Here is a 16,374-nt window from a genome sequence, read left to right as displayed (position 1 = left end):
TTTTGACGGCCCTATGGTATGCTGCTGTACTAGTTAAATAGTATGGTGGCTGCCATGACGCAATTATCGTTAAACGACCCCGCTCTTTCAGAACAAGGCAATGAGGATTGGCTGCGCTTCGTCGTGCTGCTGCAGAATTCGTTTGCGCAAGAACTGCATCAACCGCTGTTGCAGCTGATGCTGACGCCGGACGAACGCACCGCGCTGGGCACCCGGGTACGGATCATTCAGGAATTGATGCGCGGCGAGATGAGCCAACGCGAGCTGAAAAATGAACTGGGCGCGGGGATCGCCACCATCACCCGCGGTTCAAACAGCCTGAAAGCGGCGCCGCCCGCGCTGAAACAGTGGCTTGAGCAGCAGCTGCTGCACGATGCGCCCTAGCAGGCTCTGCGCTATTGCTGATAGATGGCGTTGTGGAACGGCACCAGCGCCAGCAGCAACGCTTGATGGTAAACGCTGGTGCGGCTCAGCCGGCCGTCGGTGAAGACGCCGATGGCACCGCCCTGACGCTTCACCTCGGCGTTACCGGTGATCGCCGCCATTTCGCTGCCTAATTCGCGGCCGTCGCGAATACCCTGTAAGATGACTTCCGGCAGCATCAGGCTCGCCGAACGGGATTCACCGCGGATGTGCGGGTTCTCGACGGTCATCCAGGCGAAGGTCATATTCTCTTCAATCCCGGCTTCCACGCCGACCCAAAAATCGGCCTCGGGCCTGACCTGGCGCGCTTCCATCACGCGTTGACGCGAGCCGGTGCGGGTTTCGTGATTGCCTATCGGCTGCAGCGAGACGCCGCTGGCGACGTCGACGGATTCAATGCGGTACTGGTCCGCGCCAAAGACGTCATCGAAGGCCAGCTGAATAGCCTTAATCTTTGCCGGGTTGGTAGTTGCAGCGACAACATGGTACATAACGGGTTTGATATCCTTCTGGCCGATACGCCGGGCAGCGGCAACAGCGCCGCCGGGCCGGGGATAAACGCAAATTTCACGCAGTATAACGGAAAACAAAAATGTTACAGGTATACCTCGTTCGCCATGGCGAAACGGAATGGAACGCGGCTCGCCGCATCCAGGGTCAGTCCGACAGCCCGTTAACCGCCATGGGTGAGCACCAGGCTCGCCTGGTCGCCAGGCGCGTCAGCAAGGAAGGCATCACGCACGTCATTACCAGCGATCTGGGGCGCACGCGCCGCACCGCGCAGATCATCGCCGAAGCCTGCGGCTGCGAAGTGATTTGCGATCCGCGTTTGCGTGAGCTGCACATGGGGGTTCTGGAAGAACGCCTGATCGACAGTTTGACGCCGCAGGAAGAACAGTGGCGCAAACAGATGGTCGATGGTACTCCTGACGGCCGCATCCCTCAAGGCGAATCCATGGAGGAGCTGGGTGAGCGCATGCGCGCCGCGCTGGAGAGCTGCCTGATGCTGCCGGAAGGCAGCAAGCCGCTGCTCGTCAGCCATGGCATCGCGTTGGGGTGTTTGATCAGTACGGTGTTGGGGCTGCCGGCCTATGCGGAACGCCGTTTGCGCTTGCGCAACTGCTCACTGTCGCGCGTCGACCACCAGCAAAGCCCGTGGTTGGCTTCCGGCTGGATCGTTGAAACGGCGGGCGATGTCACGCACCTAGACATGCCCGCGTTGGACGAACTGCAGCGTTAACGCCGAATCGGGATCAGGTAATCGCACTTGATCTCGATAGGCGCCTGATGTGGACGGCGCTCGCCTTTCGGATAGAAACGTTCGATGTCGTGCCCTTTGCGGCGCGTCAGTTTGAGCGCCGGCAGGCAGGTGCCGTAGACCGTCAGAATAAAATCTTGCAGACCCTCGGTAGGCCCTTCATAGCTGAACATGGCAAACTCGCCGCCCGGCAGTACCAGTGGCTGGCCGTCCTGTACCTTTTCCGGCACCTGATCCGGCTCCAGCGCCGTGGTGTACAGCACTTCCTGCTCGTCGTCCTTCTCCTGGCTCGGGCGTGAGTGATGCAGCCCGTACAGCACCGGCGGCAGGGTTTCTACGTCCCCGAGGAACTGGCGCCAGAACTGCGAGCGCAATTCGGTGCGCACGGTGGTGATCTGTTCCAGCGTACAGGAGTAGCTTTGGGTCAGGCCGACCAGCTGCTTATCCGGCAACGAGACGAACTCCGGCTGCGGCAGGGTGAAGGCTCCCAGACGGATCGGCGGGCAGATGCCGAACGCGTTCCAGTCCTCGGCACGGCGGTAGAGTGCCGGCGTTTGCGCAAACTGTTTTTTGAAGGCGCGGGTGAAGGTCTGCTGTGAGTCGAAGCGATATTGCAGGGCGATATCCAAAATCGGCCGGCCGGTCAGACGCAGCGCGACGGCGGCTTTGGACAGCCTCCTTGCCCGGATGTAAGCACCGATGGCATTACCGGTAATATCTTTGAACATCCGTTGCAGGTGCCATTTGGAGTAGCCGGCCTTGGCCGCTACGTTATCCAGCGACAAGGGTTGGTCCAAATGGCTTTCCAGCCAGCTAAGCAGATCACGAATGATACCGGCTTGATCCATAGATCTTCCTCGTAAAGCTTGGGGGTAGGAACCCGAACTGTTGATTCGTCACGCTGGTGCTGCGCTATCAGACCGATCCATGAGCCATTATGCGTTGCACTCTTTGCCTCTGCTGCGCATGCCGCGCCAGAGTTGGATTGGGGTACACCGTAGTGGGCGCAAAGAAATAACGACGCCGCATCATAGCAATTTTTTTCCTCCGCGACTCTCAAAGATTTTTGTCACGCTCTGTGCTAAAACGGACGGTGCGGACCCGTAAAAACCCGATTCCGTGAGCTTAGACATAAATAATGGTGATCGCCGAGCCTATTTTCACGGCATGGTTATATCGGAGTTAAGTAAATGAAAAAAAGCTGGATATTATTATTCGGTTTGGTTTGCGCAACCCTGGGTAGCGCACAGGCGGAGCAGGTCGGTTCCGTTGATACGGTGTTTAAATTGTTGGGGCCGGACCACAAAATCGTGGTGGAGGCGTTCGACGATCCTGATGTTAAAAATGTAACTTGTTATATCAGTCGCGCCAAAACCGGTGGCATCAAAGGCGGCCTGGGGCTGGCGGAAGATACCGCCGACGCGGCCATTTCCTGCCAGCAGGTGGGGCCTATCGAGCTGAGCGACAAGATCAAAAACGGCAAGGCGGAAGGCGATGTGGTATTCCAGAAACGCACTTCGCTGGTATTCAAAAAGCTGCAGGTGGTGCGTTTCTACGACGCCAAGCGCAATTCGCTGATTTACCTGAGCTACTCCGACAAGGTGATCGACGGTTCGCCGAAGAACGCGCTGAGCGCGGTGCCGATCATGCCGTGGGCTGAGACGAAATAAAAAAACGGGGTTCAGCATGCTGAACCCCGTTTTCATGACGGCAGGCTGGAATTACTCTTCCAGATCGCCGCAGAAGCGGTAACCTTCGCCGTGAATGGTGGCGATGATCTCCGGCGTGTCCGGCGTCGATTCGAAGTGCTTGCGAATGCGGCGGATGGTGACGTCTACGGTGCGGTCATGCGGCTTCAGCTCGCGACCGGTCATCTTCTTCAGCAGTTCGCCACGGGATTGGATCTTGCCCGGGTTTTCGCAGAAGTGCAGCATGGCGCGGAATTCGCTGCGCGGCAGCTTATACTGTTCGCCTGCCGGGCTGATCAGCGAGCGGCTGTTGATGTCCAGCTCCCAGCCGTTGAACTTGTAGCTCTCGACCAGGCGACGCTCTTCACCGAGGCTGCCCAGATTCATGGTGCGCGACAGCAGGTTGCGCGCGCGGATAGTCAGCTCACGCGGGTTGAACGGTTTAGTGATGTAATCGTCGGCACCGATTTCCAGGCCGAGGATTTTGTCCACTTCGTTATCGCGACCGGTCAGGAACATCAGGGCAACGCTGGCCTGTTCGCGCAGTTCGCGCGCCAACAGCAGGCCGTTTTTGCCCGGCAGGTTGATGTCCATGATGACCAGATTGATATCATTTTCGGACAGGATATTGTGCATCTCTGCACCATCATTGGCTTCATGAACAATGTAGCCTTCCGCCTCGAAAATGCTCTTCAGGGTGTTACGAGTGACTAACTCGTCTTCGACAATCAGAATGTGCGGGGTCTGCATATTTGCTACCTAAAATTGCCAACAAAATAGAAAATCGGAAGTACAGAAGTCTCTGTTTTCTTAGAGGAGGGCAGAGATAGCGCCACGTTCCCTCTCAGCAAATGACTAAAGTACGTAAACTCGTTCTTGATGCACTTTCCATCTCATGTCAACAAGATCGCTAGCTTGGTGGGGATGCCGTTCCCTACAACCCCTGAGGTGCCAAAACGGCGCATATCCTAACCCCATTAACAGCAATATAACAGCGCGTGCCGAATTCATCACCCAACAAAACTACGCTTTGTTGACATATATCAAATTCAATTGTAGCACGTTAACAGATTTGTGAAAAACACTTACAGAAATGCCAGTTTAAGTCACAGAACCTCAAATTCTGTGAACGATTCAGCATTATCTCCTGCGATAGGGTACAATTATTCGCTTATTGATCATCGTGTTGTTTTAACTCATTGATAAATAAATGAGGTAAAACATAAGCACGAATAATGACTATTACGACGGGTTTATTAGCTCAACGAGCCGTTTAATCTTGTTTGTTGCTATTAACGCGTTTATTGTTACGCAATTGTAAATATAAGCGGGCGCTGCGCCATCGTCAAAAACGCAGGCTCGCCTTCGGTGGATGAGTGATGCAGCTTCATATTGTTTTAGTGGCTCCGGCGCGGCCGGAAAACGTCGGCGCGGCGGCGCGCGCGATGAAAACCATGGGCTTCGCTTCGTTGCGCATCGTCGACAGCGAGGCACATCTGCAGCCGGCGGCGCGCTGGGTGGCACACGGGGCCGGCGAGATCCTCGACGGCGTGCAAACGTTCGCCACGCTGGAACAGGCGCTGGCGGACGTCGACTTCACCGTCGCCACCACCGCCCGCAGCCGCGCGCGTTTTCACTACTACTGCACGCCGCCTGAACTGCTGGAACAGCTGAGCGAGCGCCGACAATGGGTCGGCCAGGCCGCGCTGGTGTTTGGCCGTGAGGATTCCGGCTTGACCAACGAAGAGCTGGCGCTGGCGGATTTGCTGACCGGCGTGCCGATGCAGGCGGATTACCCGTCGCTTAACCTGGGGCAGGCGGTGATGGTGTACTGCTACCAACTGGCGAGCCTGATGGGCGTCAGCACGGCGCAGGAAACCACGGCATCGCAAGGGCAACTCAAGGCGCTGCGCCGCCGCGCCGATGCTTTGTTGAATACCCTGGATGTCGGCGACGATCAAAAATTGCGCGACTGGCTGCATCAGCGCCTCGGTGCGCTGCAACAGCGAGATACGGCGATGTTGCATACGCTGCTGCACGACATCGAAAAAAAACTCGCCAAGTGATAGCGGCTACATCAGGCGGTTACTCAGTGTGATCTACTGGTAAATTGCCGCTAAGTCGTGTTTTTGTTCTGTCATCTTGCTTTTTACCTGCGATATCGCGCAATGATGCCGTTGAACGGAAAATAAGCAAAAAAAAGAAATCGTTTGACTTGGGATAGCGATTGCTTTAACCAATAGAGGGGACAGAACATTTCATGAGACAGACAGACAACATGCGCAACATCAGCCTGAATACCACAATTATTACCACCACCGATACCACAGGTAACGGGGCGGGCTGACGCGCACAGGAAACACAGAAAAAAGCCCGCACCTAATCAGTGCGGGCTTTTTTTTCGGCTTAAATTCGGAGAGATCACAAATGCGAGTGCTGAAATTTGGCGGAACCTCGGTAGCGAATGCAGAACGTTTTCTGCGCGTCGCCGACATCATGGAGAGTAACGCGCGTCAGGGACAGGTAGCCACGGTCTTGTCCGCCCCCGCAAAGATCACCAACCATCTGGTGGCGATGATCGACAAAACGGTGGCGGGTCAGGACATTCTGCCGAATATCAGCGACGCAGAGCGGATCTTTGCCGACCTGCTGAGCGGCCTGGCGCAGGCGCTGCCGGGCTTTGAGTACGATCGCCTGAAAGGCATGGTCGAGCAGGAGTTCGCGCAGCTCAAGCAGGTGCTGCACGGCGTCTCGCTGCTGGGGCAGTGCCCGGATAGCGTCAATGCGGCGATCATCTGCCGCGGCGAAAAGCTCTCCATCGCCATCATGGAAGGGGTGTTCCGCGCCAAGGGCTACCCGGTCACGGTAATCAATCCGGTGGAGAAACTGCTGGCGCAGGGCCACTACCTGGAGTCCACCGTGGACATCGCCGAATCCACGCTGCGCATCGCTGCTGCGGCGATCCCGGCTGACCACATCGTGCTGATGGCCGGTTTCACTGCCGGTAACGACAAGGGCGAGCTGGTAGTGCTGGGCCGCAACGGCTCCGACTATTCCGCCGCGGTGTTGGCCGCCTGCCTGCGCGCCGACTGTTGCGAGATCTGGACCGACGTCGACGGCGTTTATACCTGCGATCCGCGCACCGTGCCAGACGCCAGGTTGCTGAAATCGATGTCGTACCAAGAGGCGATGGAGCTCTCCTATTTCGGCGCCAAAGTATTGCACCCCCGCACCATCACGCCGATTGCCCAGTTCCAAATCCCTTGCCTGATTAAAAACACCTCCAACCCGCAGGCCCCCGGCACGCTGATCGGTCAGGACGGCACCGATGACGCGATGCCGGTGAAAGGCATCACCAACCTGAACAACATGGCGATGATCAATGTCTCCGGGCCGGGCATGAAAGGCATGGTCGGCATGGCCGCCCGAGTGTTCGCCGTGATGTCGCGCGCCGGCATTTCGGTGGTGCTGATCACCCAGTCCTCTTCCGAATACAGCATCAGCTTCTGCGTGCCGCAAGGCGAGCTGCAGCGCGCCCGTCGCGCGCTGGAAGAGGAGTTTTATCTGGAGTTGAAAGACGGCGTGCTGGATCCGCTGGATGTGATGGAACGCCTGGCGATCATCTCGGTGGTCGGCGACGGCATGCGCACCCTGCGCGGCATCTCCGCGCGCTTCTTCTCCGCGCTGGCGCGCGCCAACATCAATATCGTCGCCATCGCCCAGGGGTCTTCCGAGCGCTCAATCTCGGTGGTGGTCAGCAATGACTCCGCCACCACCGGCGTGCGCGTCAGCCACCAGATGCTGTTCAATACCGATCAGGTGATCGAAGTGTTCGTCATCGGCGTCGGCGGCGTCGGCGGGGCGTTGATCGAGCAGATCTACCGCCAGCAGCCGTGGCTGAAGCAAAAGCATATCGATCTGCGGGTGTGCGGCATCGCCAACTCGCGCGTGATGCTGACCAATGTGCACGGCATCGCGCTGGACAGCTGGCGCGACGAGCTGGCCGGCGCGCAGGAGCCGTTTAATCTCGGCCGCCTGATCCGGCTGGTGAAAGAGTATCACCTGCTGAACCCGGTGATCGTCGACTGCACCTCCAGCCAGGCGGTGGCCGATCAATACGCGGACTTCCTGGCGGACGGCTTCCACGTGGTGACGCCGAACAAAAAGGCCAACACCTCGTCGATGAACTATTATCAGCAACTGCGCGCGGCCGCCGCCGGTTCGCATCGCAAGTTCCTGTACGATACCAACGTCGGCGCCGGTCTGCCGGTGATCGAGAACCTGCAAAACCTGCTGAACGCCGGCGATGAGCTGGTGCGTTTCTCCGGCATCCTGTCCGGTTCGCTGTCCTTTATCTTCGGCAAGCTGGACGAAGGGTTGTCGCTGTCGGCGGCGACTCTGCAGGCCCGGGCCAACGGTTACACGGAGCCGGATCCGCGCGACGATCTGTCCGGTATGGACGTGGCGCGCAAGCTGCTGATCCTGGCGCGCGAGGCCGGTTACAAACTGGAGCTGAGCGATATCGAGGTCGAGCCGGTGCTGCCGCCGTCCTTCGACGCCTCGGGCGACGTGGATCAGTTCCTGGCGCGGTTGCCGGAACTGGATAAAGAGTTTGCGCGCAACGTGGCCAACGCCGCCGAGCAAGGCAAGGTGCTGCGCTATGTCGGCCTGATCGACGAAGGGCGCTGCAAGGTGCGCATTGAGGCGGTGGACGGCAACGATCCGTTGTATAAAGTGAAGAACGGCGAGAACGCGCTGGCCTTCTACAGCCGCTACTATCAGCCGCTGCCGCTGGTGCTGCGCGGCTACGGCGCCGGTAACGATGTGACCGCAGCGGGCGTGTTCGCCGATCTGCTGCGCACACTGTCATGGAAGTTGGGAGTTTAATATGGTTAAGGTGTATGCACCGGCCTCGATCGGTAACGTCAGCGTCGGTTTTGATGTGCTGGGCGCGGCGGTTTCGCCGATCGACGGCACGCTGCTGGGCGACTGCGTCAGCGTGGAAGCCGCCGAGACGTTCAGTCTGCAAAACGCCGGGCGCTTCGTCAGCAAGCTGCCGGCCGATCCGAAAGAGAACATCGTATATCAATGCTGGGAGCGTTTCTGCCAGGAGATCGGCCGCGAAGTGCCGGTGGCGATGCGTTTGGAAAAGAACATGCCGATCGGTTCGGGGCTGGGTTCCAGCGCCTGTTCGGTGGTCGCCGGGCTGATGGCGATGAACGAATACTGCGATCGCCCGCTGGACAAAAACACGATGCTCGGGTTGATGGGCGAGCTGGAAGGGCGCATTTCCGGCAGCGTGCATTACGACAACGTAGCGCCTTGCTACCTGGGCGGCCTGCAGCTGATGCTGGAAGAAGACGGCATTATCAGCCAGGAAGTGCCGTGCTTCGACGATTGGCTGTGGGTGATGGCCTATCCGGGCATTAAGGTCTCCACCGCCGAAGCGCGCGCTATTTTACCCGCGCAGTACCGCCGCCAGGATTGCATCAGCCATGGCCGTTATCTGGCCGGCTTTATTCACGCCTGCCACACCCGGCAGCCGCAGCTGGCCGCCAAATTGATGAAGGACGTGATCGCCGAACCGTACCGCACCCGGCTGCTGCCGGGCTTCGCCGAAGCGCGCAAGGCGGCGCAGGAGATCGGCGCGCTGGCCTGCGGCATCTCCGGCTCCGGCCCGACGCTGTTCGCCGTCTGCAACGACGGCGCCACCGCGCAACGCATGGCCGCCTGGCTGCAACAACACTATCTGCAAAACGACGAAGGTTTTGTTCATATTTGCCGTCTGGATACCGCAGGCGCTCGACTACTGGGATAACGCATGAAACTGTACAACCTTAAGGATCACAACGAGCAGGTCAGCTTCGCGCAGGCGATCAAACAAGGCCTGGGCAAGCAGCAGGGGCTGTTCTTCCCGCTGGAGCTGCCGGAGTTCGAACTGACCGAGATTGACCAACTGCTGGAGCAGGACTTTGTCACCCGCAGCAGCCGCATTCTGTCGGCCTTTATCGGCGAAGAAGTGCCGGAGGCGGCGCTGAAGAAACGTGTTCAGGCCGCCTTTGAGTTTCCGGCACCGGTAGCGAAAGTGACCGAGGATGTCTCTTGCCTGGAGCTGTTCCACGGCCCGACGCTGGCGTTCAAAGACTTCGGCGGCCGCTTTATGGCGCAGATGCTGGCGGAAGTGGCCGGCGATCAGCCGGTGACCATTTTGACCGCCACCTCCGGCGACACCGGCGCCGCCGTGGCGCACGCCTTCTATGGCCTGAAGAACGTTCGGGTGGTGATCCTCTACCCGCAGGGCAAAATCAGCCCGCTGCAGGAAAAGCTGTTCTGCACCCTGGGCGGCAATATTCACACCGTGGCGATCGACGGCGATTTCGACGCCTGCCAGGCGCTGGTGAAGCAGGCGTTCGACGATCAGGAGTTGAAAGAGGCGCTGCACCTGAACTCGGCCAACTCGATCAACATCAGCCGCTTGCTGGCGCAGATCTGCTACTACTTCGAAGCGGTGGCGCAGCTGCCGCAGGAAGCGCGCAATCAGCTGGTGATTTCGGTGCCGAGCGGCAACTTCGGCGACCTGACCGCCGGGCTGCTGGCCAAATCGCTGGGCTTGCCGGTGAAGCGTTTCATCGCCGCGACCAACGCCAACGACACCGTGCCGCGCTTCCTGACCAGCGGCCAGTGGCAGCCGCACGCCACGGTAGCGACGTTGTCCAACGCCATGGACGTGAGCCAGCCAAACAACTGGCCGCGCGTGGAGGAACTGTTCCGTCGTAAGGTCTGGCAACTGAAAGAGCTGGGGCACGCGGCGGTCAGCGATGAGACCACCCAAGACACCATGCGAGAACTGGCTGAGTTGGGCTATATCTCCGAACCGCATGCGGCCATCGCTTACCGCGCGCTGCGCGATCAGCTGCAGGAAGGGGAGTTCGGGCTGTTCCTCGGCACCGCGCATCCGGCCAAGTTTAAAGAGAGCGTGGAAGCGATCCTCGGCCAGGAACTGCCGTTGCCGAAAGCGCTGGCGCTGCGGGCCGATCTGCCGCTGCTGTCGCACACGCTGCCGGCCAATTTCGGCGAGCTGCGCAAATTCCTGATGGGGCTGCCGGCCTGACGTTCGGCCGGCTAAAATGCGAAAAGCCGTCTTGCGACGGCTTTTTTTATGCCTGTTCCGGGCGTTTGAACACCAGCTCGTTGCCCTGCGAGGCGGCTTCGTCGAAGGCGTAGCCTTCCAGATTGAAGTCCACCAGCTGTTCGCTGCGCGTCAGGCGGTTTTTGATGATAAAGCGGCTCATCAACCCGCGCGCTTTTTTGGCGTAGAAGCTGATGACCTTGTACTTGCCGTTCTTCTCGTCGAGGAACACCGGCTTGATCAGCGCGCCATGCAGTTTGGCCGGCTTCACCGCCTTGAAATACTCGTCGGACGCCAGGTTGACCACCACGTCGTCGCCCTGCTGCTCCAGCGCTTCGTTGAGTTTTTGGGTGATCTGATCGCCCCAGAAGCTGTACAGGTCTTTGCCTTTCGGGTTTTCCAGCTTGATGCCCATCTCCAGCCGGTACGGCATCATCAGATCGAGCGGGCGCAGCACGCCATACAGGCCGGACAGCATGCGCAAATGCTGTTGGGCGAAGTCGAAATCGGCTTCGTTGAAATCCTGCGCCTGCAGGCCGGTATAAACGTCGCCCTTGAAGGCCAGCAGCGCCTGGCGGGCGTTGTCAGGGGTAAATTTCGGCTGCCATTCGCTAAAGCGCGCGGCGTTGAGCCCGGCCAGCTTGTCGCTGATGCTCATCAGGCTGGCGATTTGCGCCGGCGTCAGCTCGCGGCAAATTTTGATAAGCCGTTGAGACTTGTCCAGCAGTTCGGGCTGCGTGAAGCGTTGTGTCGCCAGCGGGCTTTCGTAATCGAGCGTTTTTGCAGGGGAAATAATAACGAGCATGGCCAGATCCTGTTTATCCAAGTGCGCATACTGTAGCAAAAAGCGCGGAAAAAAGGGGCAATCGGTCCAATAGGCGGGGCGCACATCGCACACGCCCCGGAAAATTCAGCGCGGCGGCTGTTGATCGTCCCACACGCCCGGCTCCAGCTGCGACTTCAGCTCCGGGTAGCGGTTGGCATCGAAGGTCGGCAGTTTGCCCAGGCGGCGCTGACGGTGGTAATCGTCGGCCAGCTTCAGCGCCACCCGCGACAGTAGCAGGATCGCCGTCAGGTTGGTGATCGCCATCAATGCCATGGAGGTATCCGCCATTTTCCACACCAGCGGCAGCTCCGCCAGCGCGCCGAACATCACCATGCCCAGCGCCACGCAGCGGAAGATCAGCAGGCCGCCCGGGTGGTTGTGCTCGAGGAACACCAGGTTGCTCTCGGCATAGGCGTAGTTGGCGATGATCGAGGTAAAGGCGAAGAAGAAGATGGCGATGGCGACGAACGGCGCGCCCCAACTGCCGACGGCGGTCGACAGCGCGCGCTGGGTCAGATCGATGCCGCTGATGCTGTCGGTCGGCTGATCGAGAATGCCGGAGGAGAGGATGATCGCCGCGGTGGCGCTGCAGATGACGATGGTATCGATAAACACCCCGAGCATTTGCACGTAGCCCTGTGAGGCGGGATGCGGCGGATAAGGCGAGGCGGACGCCGCGGCGTTTGGCGCCGATCCCATGCCGGCTTCGTTGGAGAACAGGCCGCGCTGCACGCCCTGGGTCATCGCCTGAGAAATGCCGTAACCGACCGCGCCTGCCGCGGCTTCCTGCAGGCCGAAGGCGCTTTTGAAGATCAGCGTCAGGATCGCCGGCATGTGTTCGATGTTATGGCCAATCACCCAGAGGGCCAGCAGCAGGTAGGCGCCGGCCATCAGCGGTACCACCAGCTCGGCCACTTTGGCGATGGAGCGGATGCCGCCGAAGATCACCACGCCGCTCAGCACCACCAGGCCGATGCCGACATGCAGCGGCTGTAAGTGGAAGGCGACGGCGGAGGCCTGCGCGATGGAGTTGGCCTGTACGGCGTTGAACACCAGACCGAAAGCGATGATCAGGAAAATGGAAAACAGCACGCCCATCCAGCGCATGCCAAGGCCTTTTTCCATGTAGTAGGCCGGGCCGCCGCGGTAGTTGCCGTTATCGTCCTTGGTTTTGTAGAGCTGCGCCAGCGAGCTTTCCACAAATGAGGTGGCCATGCCGATAAACGCTACCACCCACATCCAGAAGATGGCGCCGGGGCCGCCGGCGGTCAGGGCGATGGCGACGCCGGTCAGATTGCCGGTGCCGACGCGCGCGGCCAGCGTGGTGCACAGCGCCTGGAAAGAGGAGATGCCGGCGCTGTCGCTTTTATTGCTGTTTTTCAACACCGAGAACATGTGGCTGAAGTGGCGGAGCTGAATAAAGCGGGTGCGCAACGTGAAGTAAATGCCGGTGCCAAGCAGCAGATAAATCAGCACCGACCCCCACAAAATGTTGTTTATAAAATTCATCAGGTCCGTCAAGGGATCCCTCCTCTTATCGAAATTTAATGCGCACCTGGCAGCATCCACCGCAGGTGAAAAACATTGGCCTATTTTTTACAAGAGCTTAGCTGGAATCGGTCCGGCGTCAGTCGATTAAGATTTTTCGCAGATTAGCGGACGAATTGCATCAATTTTTTCGAATTTAACATAATTTATTCGGGTGATAGCACGTTATTGCCTTTTCATCCGCTCGGTAATGGCGAAAGATATCGGCGTAAACGGTTGCTCGCCCAAGGATAAAACAGATGCTTGCGCGCCGCGGTTTTCCAGCCTTGCACCGGGCTTGGCGCATGTTATTATCAGGGCAGGGCATGGTTGAACAATGCCAAAAGTTCATGCACAAACGATGAGATAATGCCAACATGACCGACAAATTAACTTCCCTGCGCCAGCTGACTACGGTGGTTGCAGATACGGGTGATATCGCGGCAATGAAGCTGTATCAACCGCAGGACGCCACAACCAACCCTTCGCTGATCCTCAATGCAGCCCAAATTCCTGAATACCGCAAACTGATTGACGAAGCCATCGCCTGGGCGCGCGGCCAGAGCAGCGATCGCGAGCAGCAGATCGCCGACGCCGCCGACAAGCTGGCGGTCAACATCGGTCTGGAGATCCTCAAACTGGTTCCGGGCCGCATCTCCACCGAGGTGGACGCGCGTCTGTCTTACGACACCGTGGCCAGCGTGGCCAAGGCCAAGCGCCTGATCAAGCTGTACAACGAAGCCGGCATCAGCAACGATCGCATCCTGATCAAACTGGCTTCTACCTGGCAGGGCATCCGCGCGGCGGAGCAGCTGGAGAAAGAAGGCATCAACTGTAACCTGACCCTGCTGTTCTCCTTCGCTCAGGCTCGCGCCTGCGCCGAAGCTGGCGTTTACCTGATCTCGCCGTTCGTCGGCCGTATCCTCGACTGGTACAAAGCCAACGGCGACAAGAAAGAGTTTGCGCCGCATGAAGATCCGGGCGTGATCTCCGTGACCGAGATTTACCAGTACTACAAACAGCACGGTTACAACACCGTGGTGATGGGCGCCAGCTTCCGTAACGTCGGCGAAATCATCGAGCTGGCCGGCTGCGACCGCCTGACTATCGCCCCTGCGCTGCTGAAAGAGCTGGCGGAGAGCGAAGGCGCGCTGGAGCGCAAACTGTCTTACACCGGTGAAGTGAAGGCGCGTCCTGCCGCACTGACTGAACCTGAGTTCTACTGGCAGCACAACCAGGATCCGATGGCGGTTGAAAAACTGACCGACGGCATCCGCAAGTTCGCCGTAGACCAGGGCAAACTGGAAAAAATGATCGCCGACCTGCTGTAATCGCCGCAGATCGCACAGTAAAAAGGTGGCTCAGGCCACCTTTTTTTATGCCCGGCGCTCCCGCCGGCGGGGGAAGCCCTTATACTCTCGGCAATGACAACAGAGCGGGGGACGAACCCGTTCGGACCCCATCAGGCAGTAGAGGTTACGCATGGATATTTTACGTATTGGTTTGGTTTCCGTTTCCGACCGCGCTTCCGGCGGCGTTTACCAGGATAAAGGCATCCCGGCGCTGGAAGAGTGGCTGAGCGGCGCGCTGGCAACGCCGTTCAAGCTGGAAACCCGACTGATCCCCGATGAGCAGACGCAGATTGAACAAACGCTGTGTGAGCTGGTGGATGAAATGGGCTGCCATCTGGTGCTGACTACCGGCGGCACCGGGCCGGCGCGCCGCGACGTCACCCCCGACGCCACGCTGGCGATCGCCGATCGCGTGATGCCCGGCTTCGGCGAGCAAATGCGTCAGATCAGCCTACACTATGTGCCAACGGCAATTCTTTCTCGTCAGGTGGGCGCGATCCGTAAACAGGCGCTGATCATCAACCTGCCCGGTCAGCCGAAGTCGATCAAGGAGACGCTGGAAGGGGTGAAGGATGAGCAGGGCAATGCGGTGGTACACGGCATCTTCGCCAGCGTGCCTTATTGCATTCAACTGCTCGACGGGCCTTACGTCGAAACGCACGCCGCGGTGGTAGCAGCATTTCGGCCAAAGAGCGCGCGCCGCGAGATAAACCTCTAAATTTCAGCGTTCTGCGAGATCGGCTTCAGTCCGTCTGGTGTGAAAATAATTTGCCGCTATAGTAAGGATTCTTTTACAGAAAGCCTGCGGCTTTTATTTTTACAGCCTTTACCGACGGTGCCCTATGCCTCACGACACTAATCGCCGGCTGAACCGGCAAGACTACAAAACGCTGACGTTGGCCGCGTTGGGCGGCGCGCTGGAGTTTTACGACTTCATCATCTTCGTGTTCTTCGCTGCCGTGGTCGGCGATCTGTTCTTCCCGGCGGACATGCCGGAGTGGCTGCGGTTGGTGCAGACTTTCGGCATTTTCGCCGCCGGCTATCTGGCCCGCCCGCTGGGCGGCATCGTGATGGCGCACTTCGGCGATCTGGTCGGCCGCAAAAAGATGTTTACCCTGAGCATTCTGCTGATGGCGTTGCCGACGCTGGCGATGGGCCTGCTGCCGACCTACGCCAGCATCGGTATCGCTGCGCCGCTGCTGCTGCTGTTGATGCGCGTGCTGCAAGGGGCGGCGATCGGCGGGGAAGTGCCGGGCGCCTGGGTCTTCGTCGCCGAACACGTGCCGCGCCGGCGCATCGGCTTCGCCTGTGGCACGCTGACCGCCGGGCTGACGGTCGGCATCCTGCTGGGTTCGGTGGTAGCGACGGTGATCAACACCACGCTCAGCCCGCAGAGCATCGCCGGCGGCGGCTGGCGCATTCCTTTCCTGCTGGGCGGCATGTTCGGCCTGGTGGCGATGTACCTGCGCCGCTGGCTGCAGGAAACGCCGATCTTCATCGAGATGCAGGCGCGTAAAGCGCTGGCCGAAGAACTGCCGTTGAAATCGGTGGTGCTCAACTACAAACGGGAAGTGGCGGTATCGATGCTGCTGACCTGGCTGCTCTCCGCCGGCATCGTGGTGGTGATCCTGATGACCCCGACCTATCTGCAAAAACAGTTCGGCATCGCGCCGGCGTTGACGCTGCAGGCTAACAGCATCGCCACCATCATGCTGATCGCCGGCTGCATCGTCGCCGGCGTGTCGGCCGATCGTTTCGGCGCCAGCAAAACGCTGGTGGTCGGCAGTTTGCTGCTGGCCGGCTGCAGCTGGTTGTTTTATCAAACGGTGGGCGTACGCCCGGAAATGCTGTTCGCCTGCTATGCCCTGGTGGGGTTCAGCGTAGGCGTGGTGGGGGCTGTGCCGTACGTGATGGTGCGGGCATTCCCGGCGGAAGTGCGGTTTACCGGCATCTCGTTCTCATATAACGTCTCGTACGCTATTTTCGGCGGTTTAACCCCTATTTTTGTGACGCTGATCATGAAATTAACCCCGTTAGCGCCCGCTTACTACGTACTGGCGCTGTCGCTGATCGGGCTGCTGCTCGGTGTCTACCTGCATCGCGACCTCAACAGCGAAGCCGGAGAGCGGCAAGCCGATTCTTACAGCTAAAAAAAAGCCCCGCATCGCAGG

16 protein-coding genes and 1 other annotated feature are annotated in these 16,374 nt (G+C 59.2%); of the genes, 11 read left to right on the top strand and 5 right to left on the bottom strand.

What is annotated here, in order from left to right; all coding sequences use genetic code 11:
• Positions 1–54: 54 nt before the first annotated feature.
• Entirely contained in the window at positions 55–384 is a 330-nt protein-coding gene (gene trpR, locus GKN89_RS12860) for a trp operon repressor (protein WP_154747122.1), read from the top strand.
• An 11-nt stretch (positions 385–395) separates the two neighbouring features.
• On the opposite strand, the gene yjjX is transcribed toward trpR, so the two are convergent.
• Positions 396–914 (bottom strand): inosine/xanthosine triphosphatase, encoded by a 519-nt coding sequence (yjjX, locus tag GKN89_RS12855; RefSeq protein ID WP_025159624.1) that lies wholly within the window; start codon positions 912–914, stop codon positions 396–398.
• 101 nt (positions 915–1,015) lie between these two features.
• Between yjjX and gpmB the strand changes: the two genes are divergently transcribed.
• Positions 1,016–1,663, top strand: a complete 648-nt coding sequence (gene gpmB, locus GKN89_RS12850) for a 2,3-diphosphoglycerate-dependent phosphoglycerate mutase GpmB (RefSeq protein WP_019455008.1) — start codon at positions 1,016–1,018, stop codon at positions 1,661–1,663.
• Here the strand turns inward: gpmB and robA are convergent.
• Positions 1,660–2,529 carry an MDR efflux pump AcrAB transcriptional activator RobA gene (robA, locus tag GKN89_RS12845; RefSeq protein ID WP_019455009.1) on the bottom strand — a complete coding sequence of 290 codons (870 nt, stop codon included), beginning with the start codon at positions 2,527–2,529 and terminating at the stop codon, positions 1,660–1,662. The two genes, gpmB and robA, sit on opposite strands and share 4 nt — an antisense overlap.
• Before the next feature lie 342 nt (positions 2,530–2,871).
• Here robA and creA point away from each other — a divergent pair, with 342 nt between their 5' ends.
• Positions 2,872–3,351, top strand: a complete 480-nt coding sequence (gene creA, locus GKN89_RS12840; RefSeq protein ID WP_019455010.1) for a protein CreA — start codon at positions 2,872–2,874, stop codon at positions 3,349–3,351.
• Positions 3,352–3,402: 51 nt separating this feature from the next.
• On the opposite strand, the gene arcA is transcribed toward creA, so the two are convergent.
• A complete protein-coding gene (arcA, locus tag GKN89_RS12835) occupies positions 3,403–4,119 on the bottom strand; it encodes a two-component system response regulator ArcA (protein ID WP_004933003.1) in 717 nt (238 codons plus the stop codon).
• A 629-nt stretch (positions 4,120–4,748) separates the two neighbouring features.
• Between arcA and GKN89_RS12830 the strand changes: the two genes are divergently transcribed.
• The 5 genes from GKN89_RS12830 to thrC all read left to right on the top strand — a co-directional run bounded on the left by GKN89_RS12830 (position 4,749) and on the right by thrC (position 10,480).
• Positions 4,749–5,435 (top strand): tRNA/rRNA methyltransferase, encoded by a 687-nt coding sequence (locus GKN89_RS12830; RefSeq protein WP_063918131.1) that lies wholly within the window; start codon positions 4,749–4,751, stop codon positions 5,433–5,435.
• A gap of 194 nt (positions 5,436–5,629) precedes the next feature.
• Positions 5,630–5,716, top strand: a complete 87-nt coding sequence (thrL, locus tag GKN89_RS12825; RefSeq protein ID WP_071532847.1) for a thr operon leader peptide — start codon at positions 5,630–5,632, stop codon at positions 5,714–5,716.
• Positions 5,655–5,772 (top strand) — a sequence feature (Thr leader region). Its footprint overlaps the gene before it by 62 nt.
• Before the next feature lie 24 nt (positions 5,773–5,796).
• On the top strand, positions 5,797–8,256 hold the full coding sequence (gene thrA / locus GKN89_RS12820) for a bifunctional aspartate kinase/homoserine dehydrogenase I (RefSeq protein ID WP_063918132.1): 2,460 nt from the start codon (positions 5,797–5,799) through the stop codon (positions 8,254–8,256).
• 1 nt (position 8,257) lies between these two features.
• On the top strand, positions 8,258–9,187 hold the full coding sequence (gene thrB, locus GKN89_RS12815; protein ID WP_063918133.1) for a homoserine kinase: 930 nt from the start codon (positions 8,258–8,260) through the stop codon (positions 9,185–9,187).
• A gap of 3 nt (positions 9,188–9,190) precedes the next feature.
• The gene (gene thrC, locus GKN89_RS12810) at positions 9,191–10,480 is read left to right on the top strand and encodes a threonine synthase (RefSeq protein WP_063918134.1); all 1,290 of its coding nucleotides are present in this window, start codon (positions 9,191–9,193) and stop codon (positions 10,478–10,480) included.
• A 46-nt stretch (positions 10,481–10,526) separates the two neighbouring features.
• Here thrC and yaaA read toward each other — a convergent pair whose 3' ends face one another.
• Entirely contained in the window at positions 10,527–11,303 is a 777-nt protein-coding gene (gene yaaA, locus GKN89_RS12805; RefSeq protein WP_025159625.1) for a peroxide stress protein YaaA, read from the bottom strand.
• Between the two features lie 105 nt (positions 11,304–11,408).
• Complete coding sequence (locus tag GKN89_RS12800; protein ID WP_063918135.1) at positions 11,409–12,845, bottom strand: sodium:alanine symporter family protein; 1,437 nt, start codon at positions 12,843–12,845, stop codon at positions 11,409–11,411.
• Positions 12,846–13,228: 383 nt separating this feature from the next.
• On the opposite strand from GKN89_RS12800, the gene tal reads away from it, so the two are divergent.
• From tal to GKN89_RS12785, 3 genes are all read left to right on the top strand, one after another.
• Positions 13,229–14,182 (top strand): transaldolase, encoded by a 954-nt coding sequence (gene tal / locus GKN89_RS12795; protein ID WP_004932982.1) that lies wholly within the window; start codon positions 13,229–13,231, stop codon positions 14,180–14,182.
• Positions 14,183–14,333: 151 nt separating this feature from the next.
• Positions 14,334–14,921: a molybdopterin adenylyltransferase gene (gene mog, locus GKN89_RS12790; protein WP_004932980.1), complete on the top strand. Its 588-nt coding sequence runs from the start codon at positions 14,334–14,336 to the stop codon at positions 14,919–14,921.
• Between the two features lie 124 nt (positions 14,922–15,045).
• Positions 15,046–16,353, top strand: coding sequence for an MFS transporter (locus tag GKN89_RS12785; RefSeq protein ID WP_019455017.1), 1,308 nt, complete (start codon positions 15,046–15,048; stop codon positions 16,351–16,353).
• Positions 16,354–16,374: the final 21 nt, after the last annotated feature.

Origin of the sequence: Serratia sp. YC16, from assembly GCF_009707615.1 — a bacterium.
Classification (GTDB): Bacteria; Pseudomonadota; Gammaproteobacteria; order Enterobacterales; family Enterobacteriaceae; genus Serratia; species Serratia surfactantfaciens.
Note: the sequence above shows the minus strand (reverse complement) of the source record. Positions and strands in the feature narration are given on the sequence as shown.

What these genes read in the sequence shown, in the direction of transcription:
- trpR (WP_154747122.1), top strand. Translation starts at nt 55, where the DNA reads ATGACGCAATTATCGTTAAACGACCCCGCTCTTTCAGAACAAGGCAAT.
- yjjX (WP_025159624.1), bottom strand. Translation starts at nt 914, where the DNA reads ATGTACCATGTTGTCGCTGCAACTACCAACCCGGCAAAGATTAAGGCT.
- gpmB (WP_019455008.1), top strand. Translation starts at nt 1,016, where the DNA reads ATGTTACAGGTATACCTCGTTCGCCATGGCGAAACGGAATGGAACGCG.
- robA (WP_019455009.1), bottom strand. Translation starts at nt 2,529, where the DNA reads ATGGATCAAGCCGGTATCATTCGTGATCTGCTTAGCTGGCTGGAAAGC.
- creA (WP_019455010.1), top strand. Translation starts at nt 2,872, where the DNA reads ATGAAAAAAAGCTGGATATTATTATTCGGTTTGGTTTGCGCAACCCTG.
- arcA (WP_004933003.1), bottom strand. Translation starts at nt 4,119, where the DNA reads ATGCAGACCCCGCACATTCTGATTGTCGAAGACGAGTTAGTCACTCGT.
- GKN89_RS12830 (WP_063918131.1), top strand. Translation starts at nt 4,749, where the DNA reads ATGCAGCTTCATATTGTTTTAGTGGCTCCGGCGCGGCCGGAAAACGTC.
- thrL (WP_071532847.1), top strand. Translation starts at nt 5,630, where the DNA reads ATGAGACAGACAGACAACATGCGCAACATCAGCCTGAATACCACAATT.
- thrA (WP_063918132.1), top strand. Translation starts at nt 5,797, where the DNA reads ATGCGAGTGCTGAAATTTGGCGGAACCTCGGTAGCGAATGCAGAACGT.
- thrB (WP_063918133.1), top strand. Translation starts at nt 8,258, where the DNA reads ATGGTTAAGGTGTATGCACCGGCCTCGATCGGTAACGTCAGCGTCGGT.
- thrC (WP_063918134.1), top strand. Translation starts at nt 9,191, where the DNA reads ATGAAACTGTACAACCTTAAGGATCACAACGAGCAGGTCAGCTTCGCG.
- yaaA (WP_025159625.1), bottom strand. Translation starts at nt 11,303, where the DNA reads ATGCTCGTTATTATTTCCCCTGCAAAAACGCTCGATTACGAAAGCCCG.
- tal (WP_004932982.1), top strand. Translation starts at nt 13,229, where the DNA reads ATGACCGACAAATTAACTTCCCTGCGCCAGCTGACTACGGTGGTTGCA.
- mog (WP_004932980.1), top strand. Translation starts at nt 14,334, where the DNA reads ATGGATATTTTACGTATTGGTTTGGTTTCCGTTTCCGACCGCGCTTCC.
- GKN89_RS12785 (WP_019455017.1), top strand. Translation starts at nt 15,046, where the DNA reads ATGCCTCACGACACTAATCGCCGGCTGAACCGGCAAGACTACAAAACG.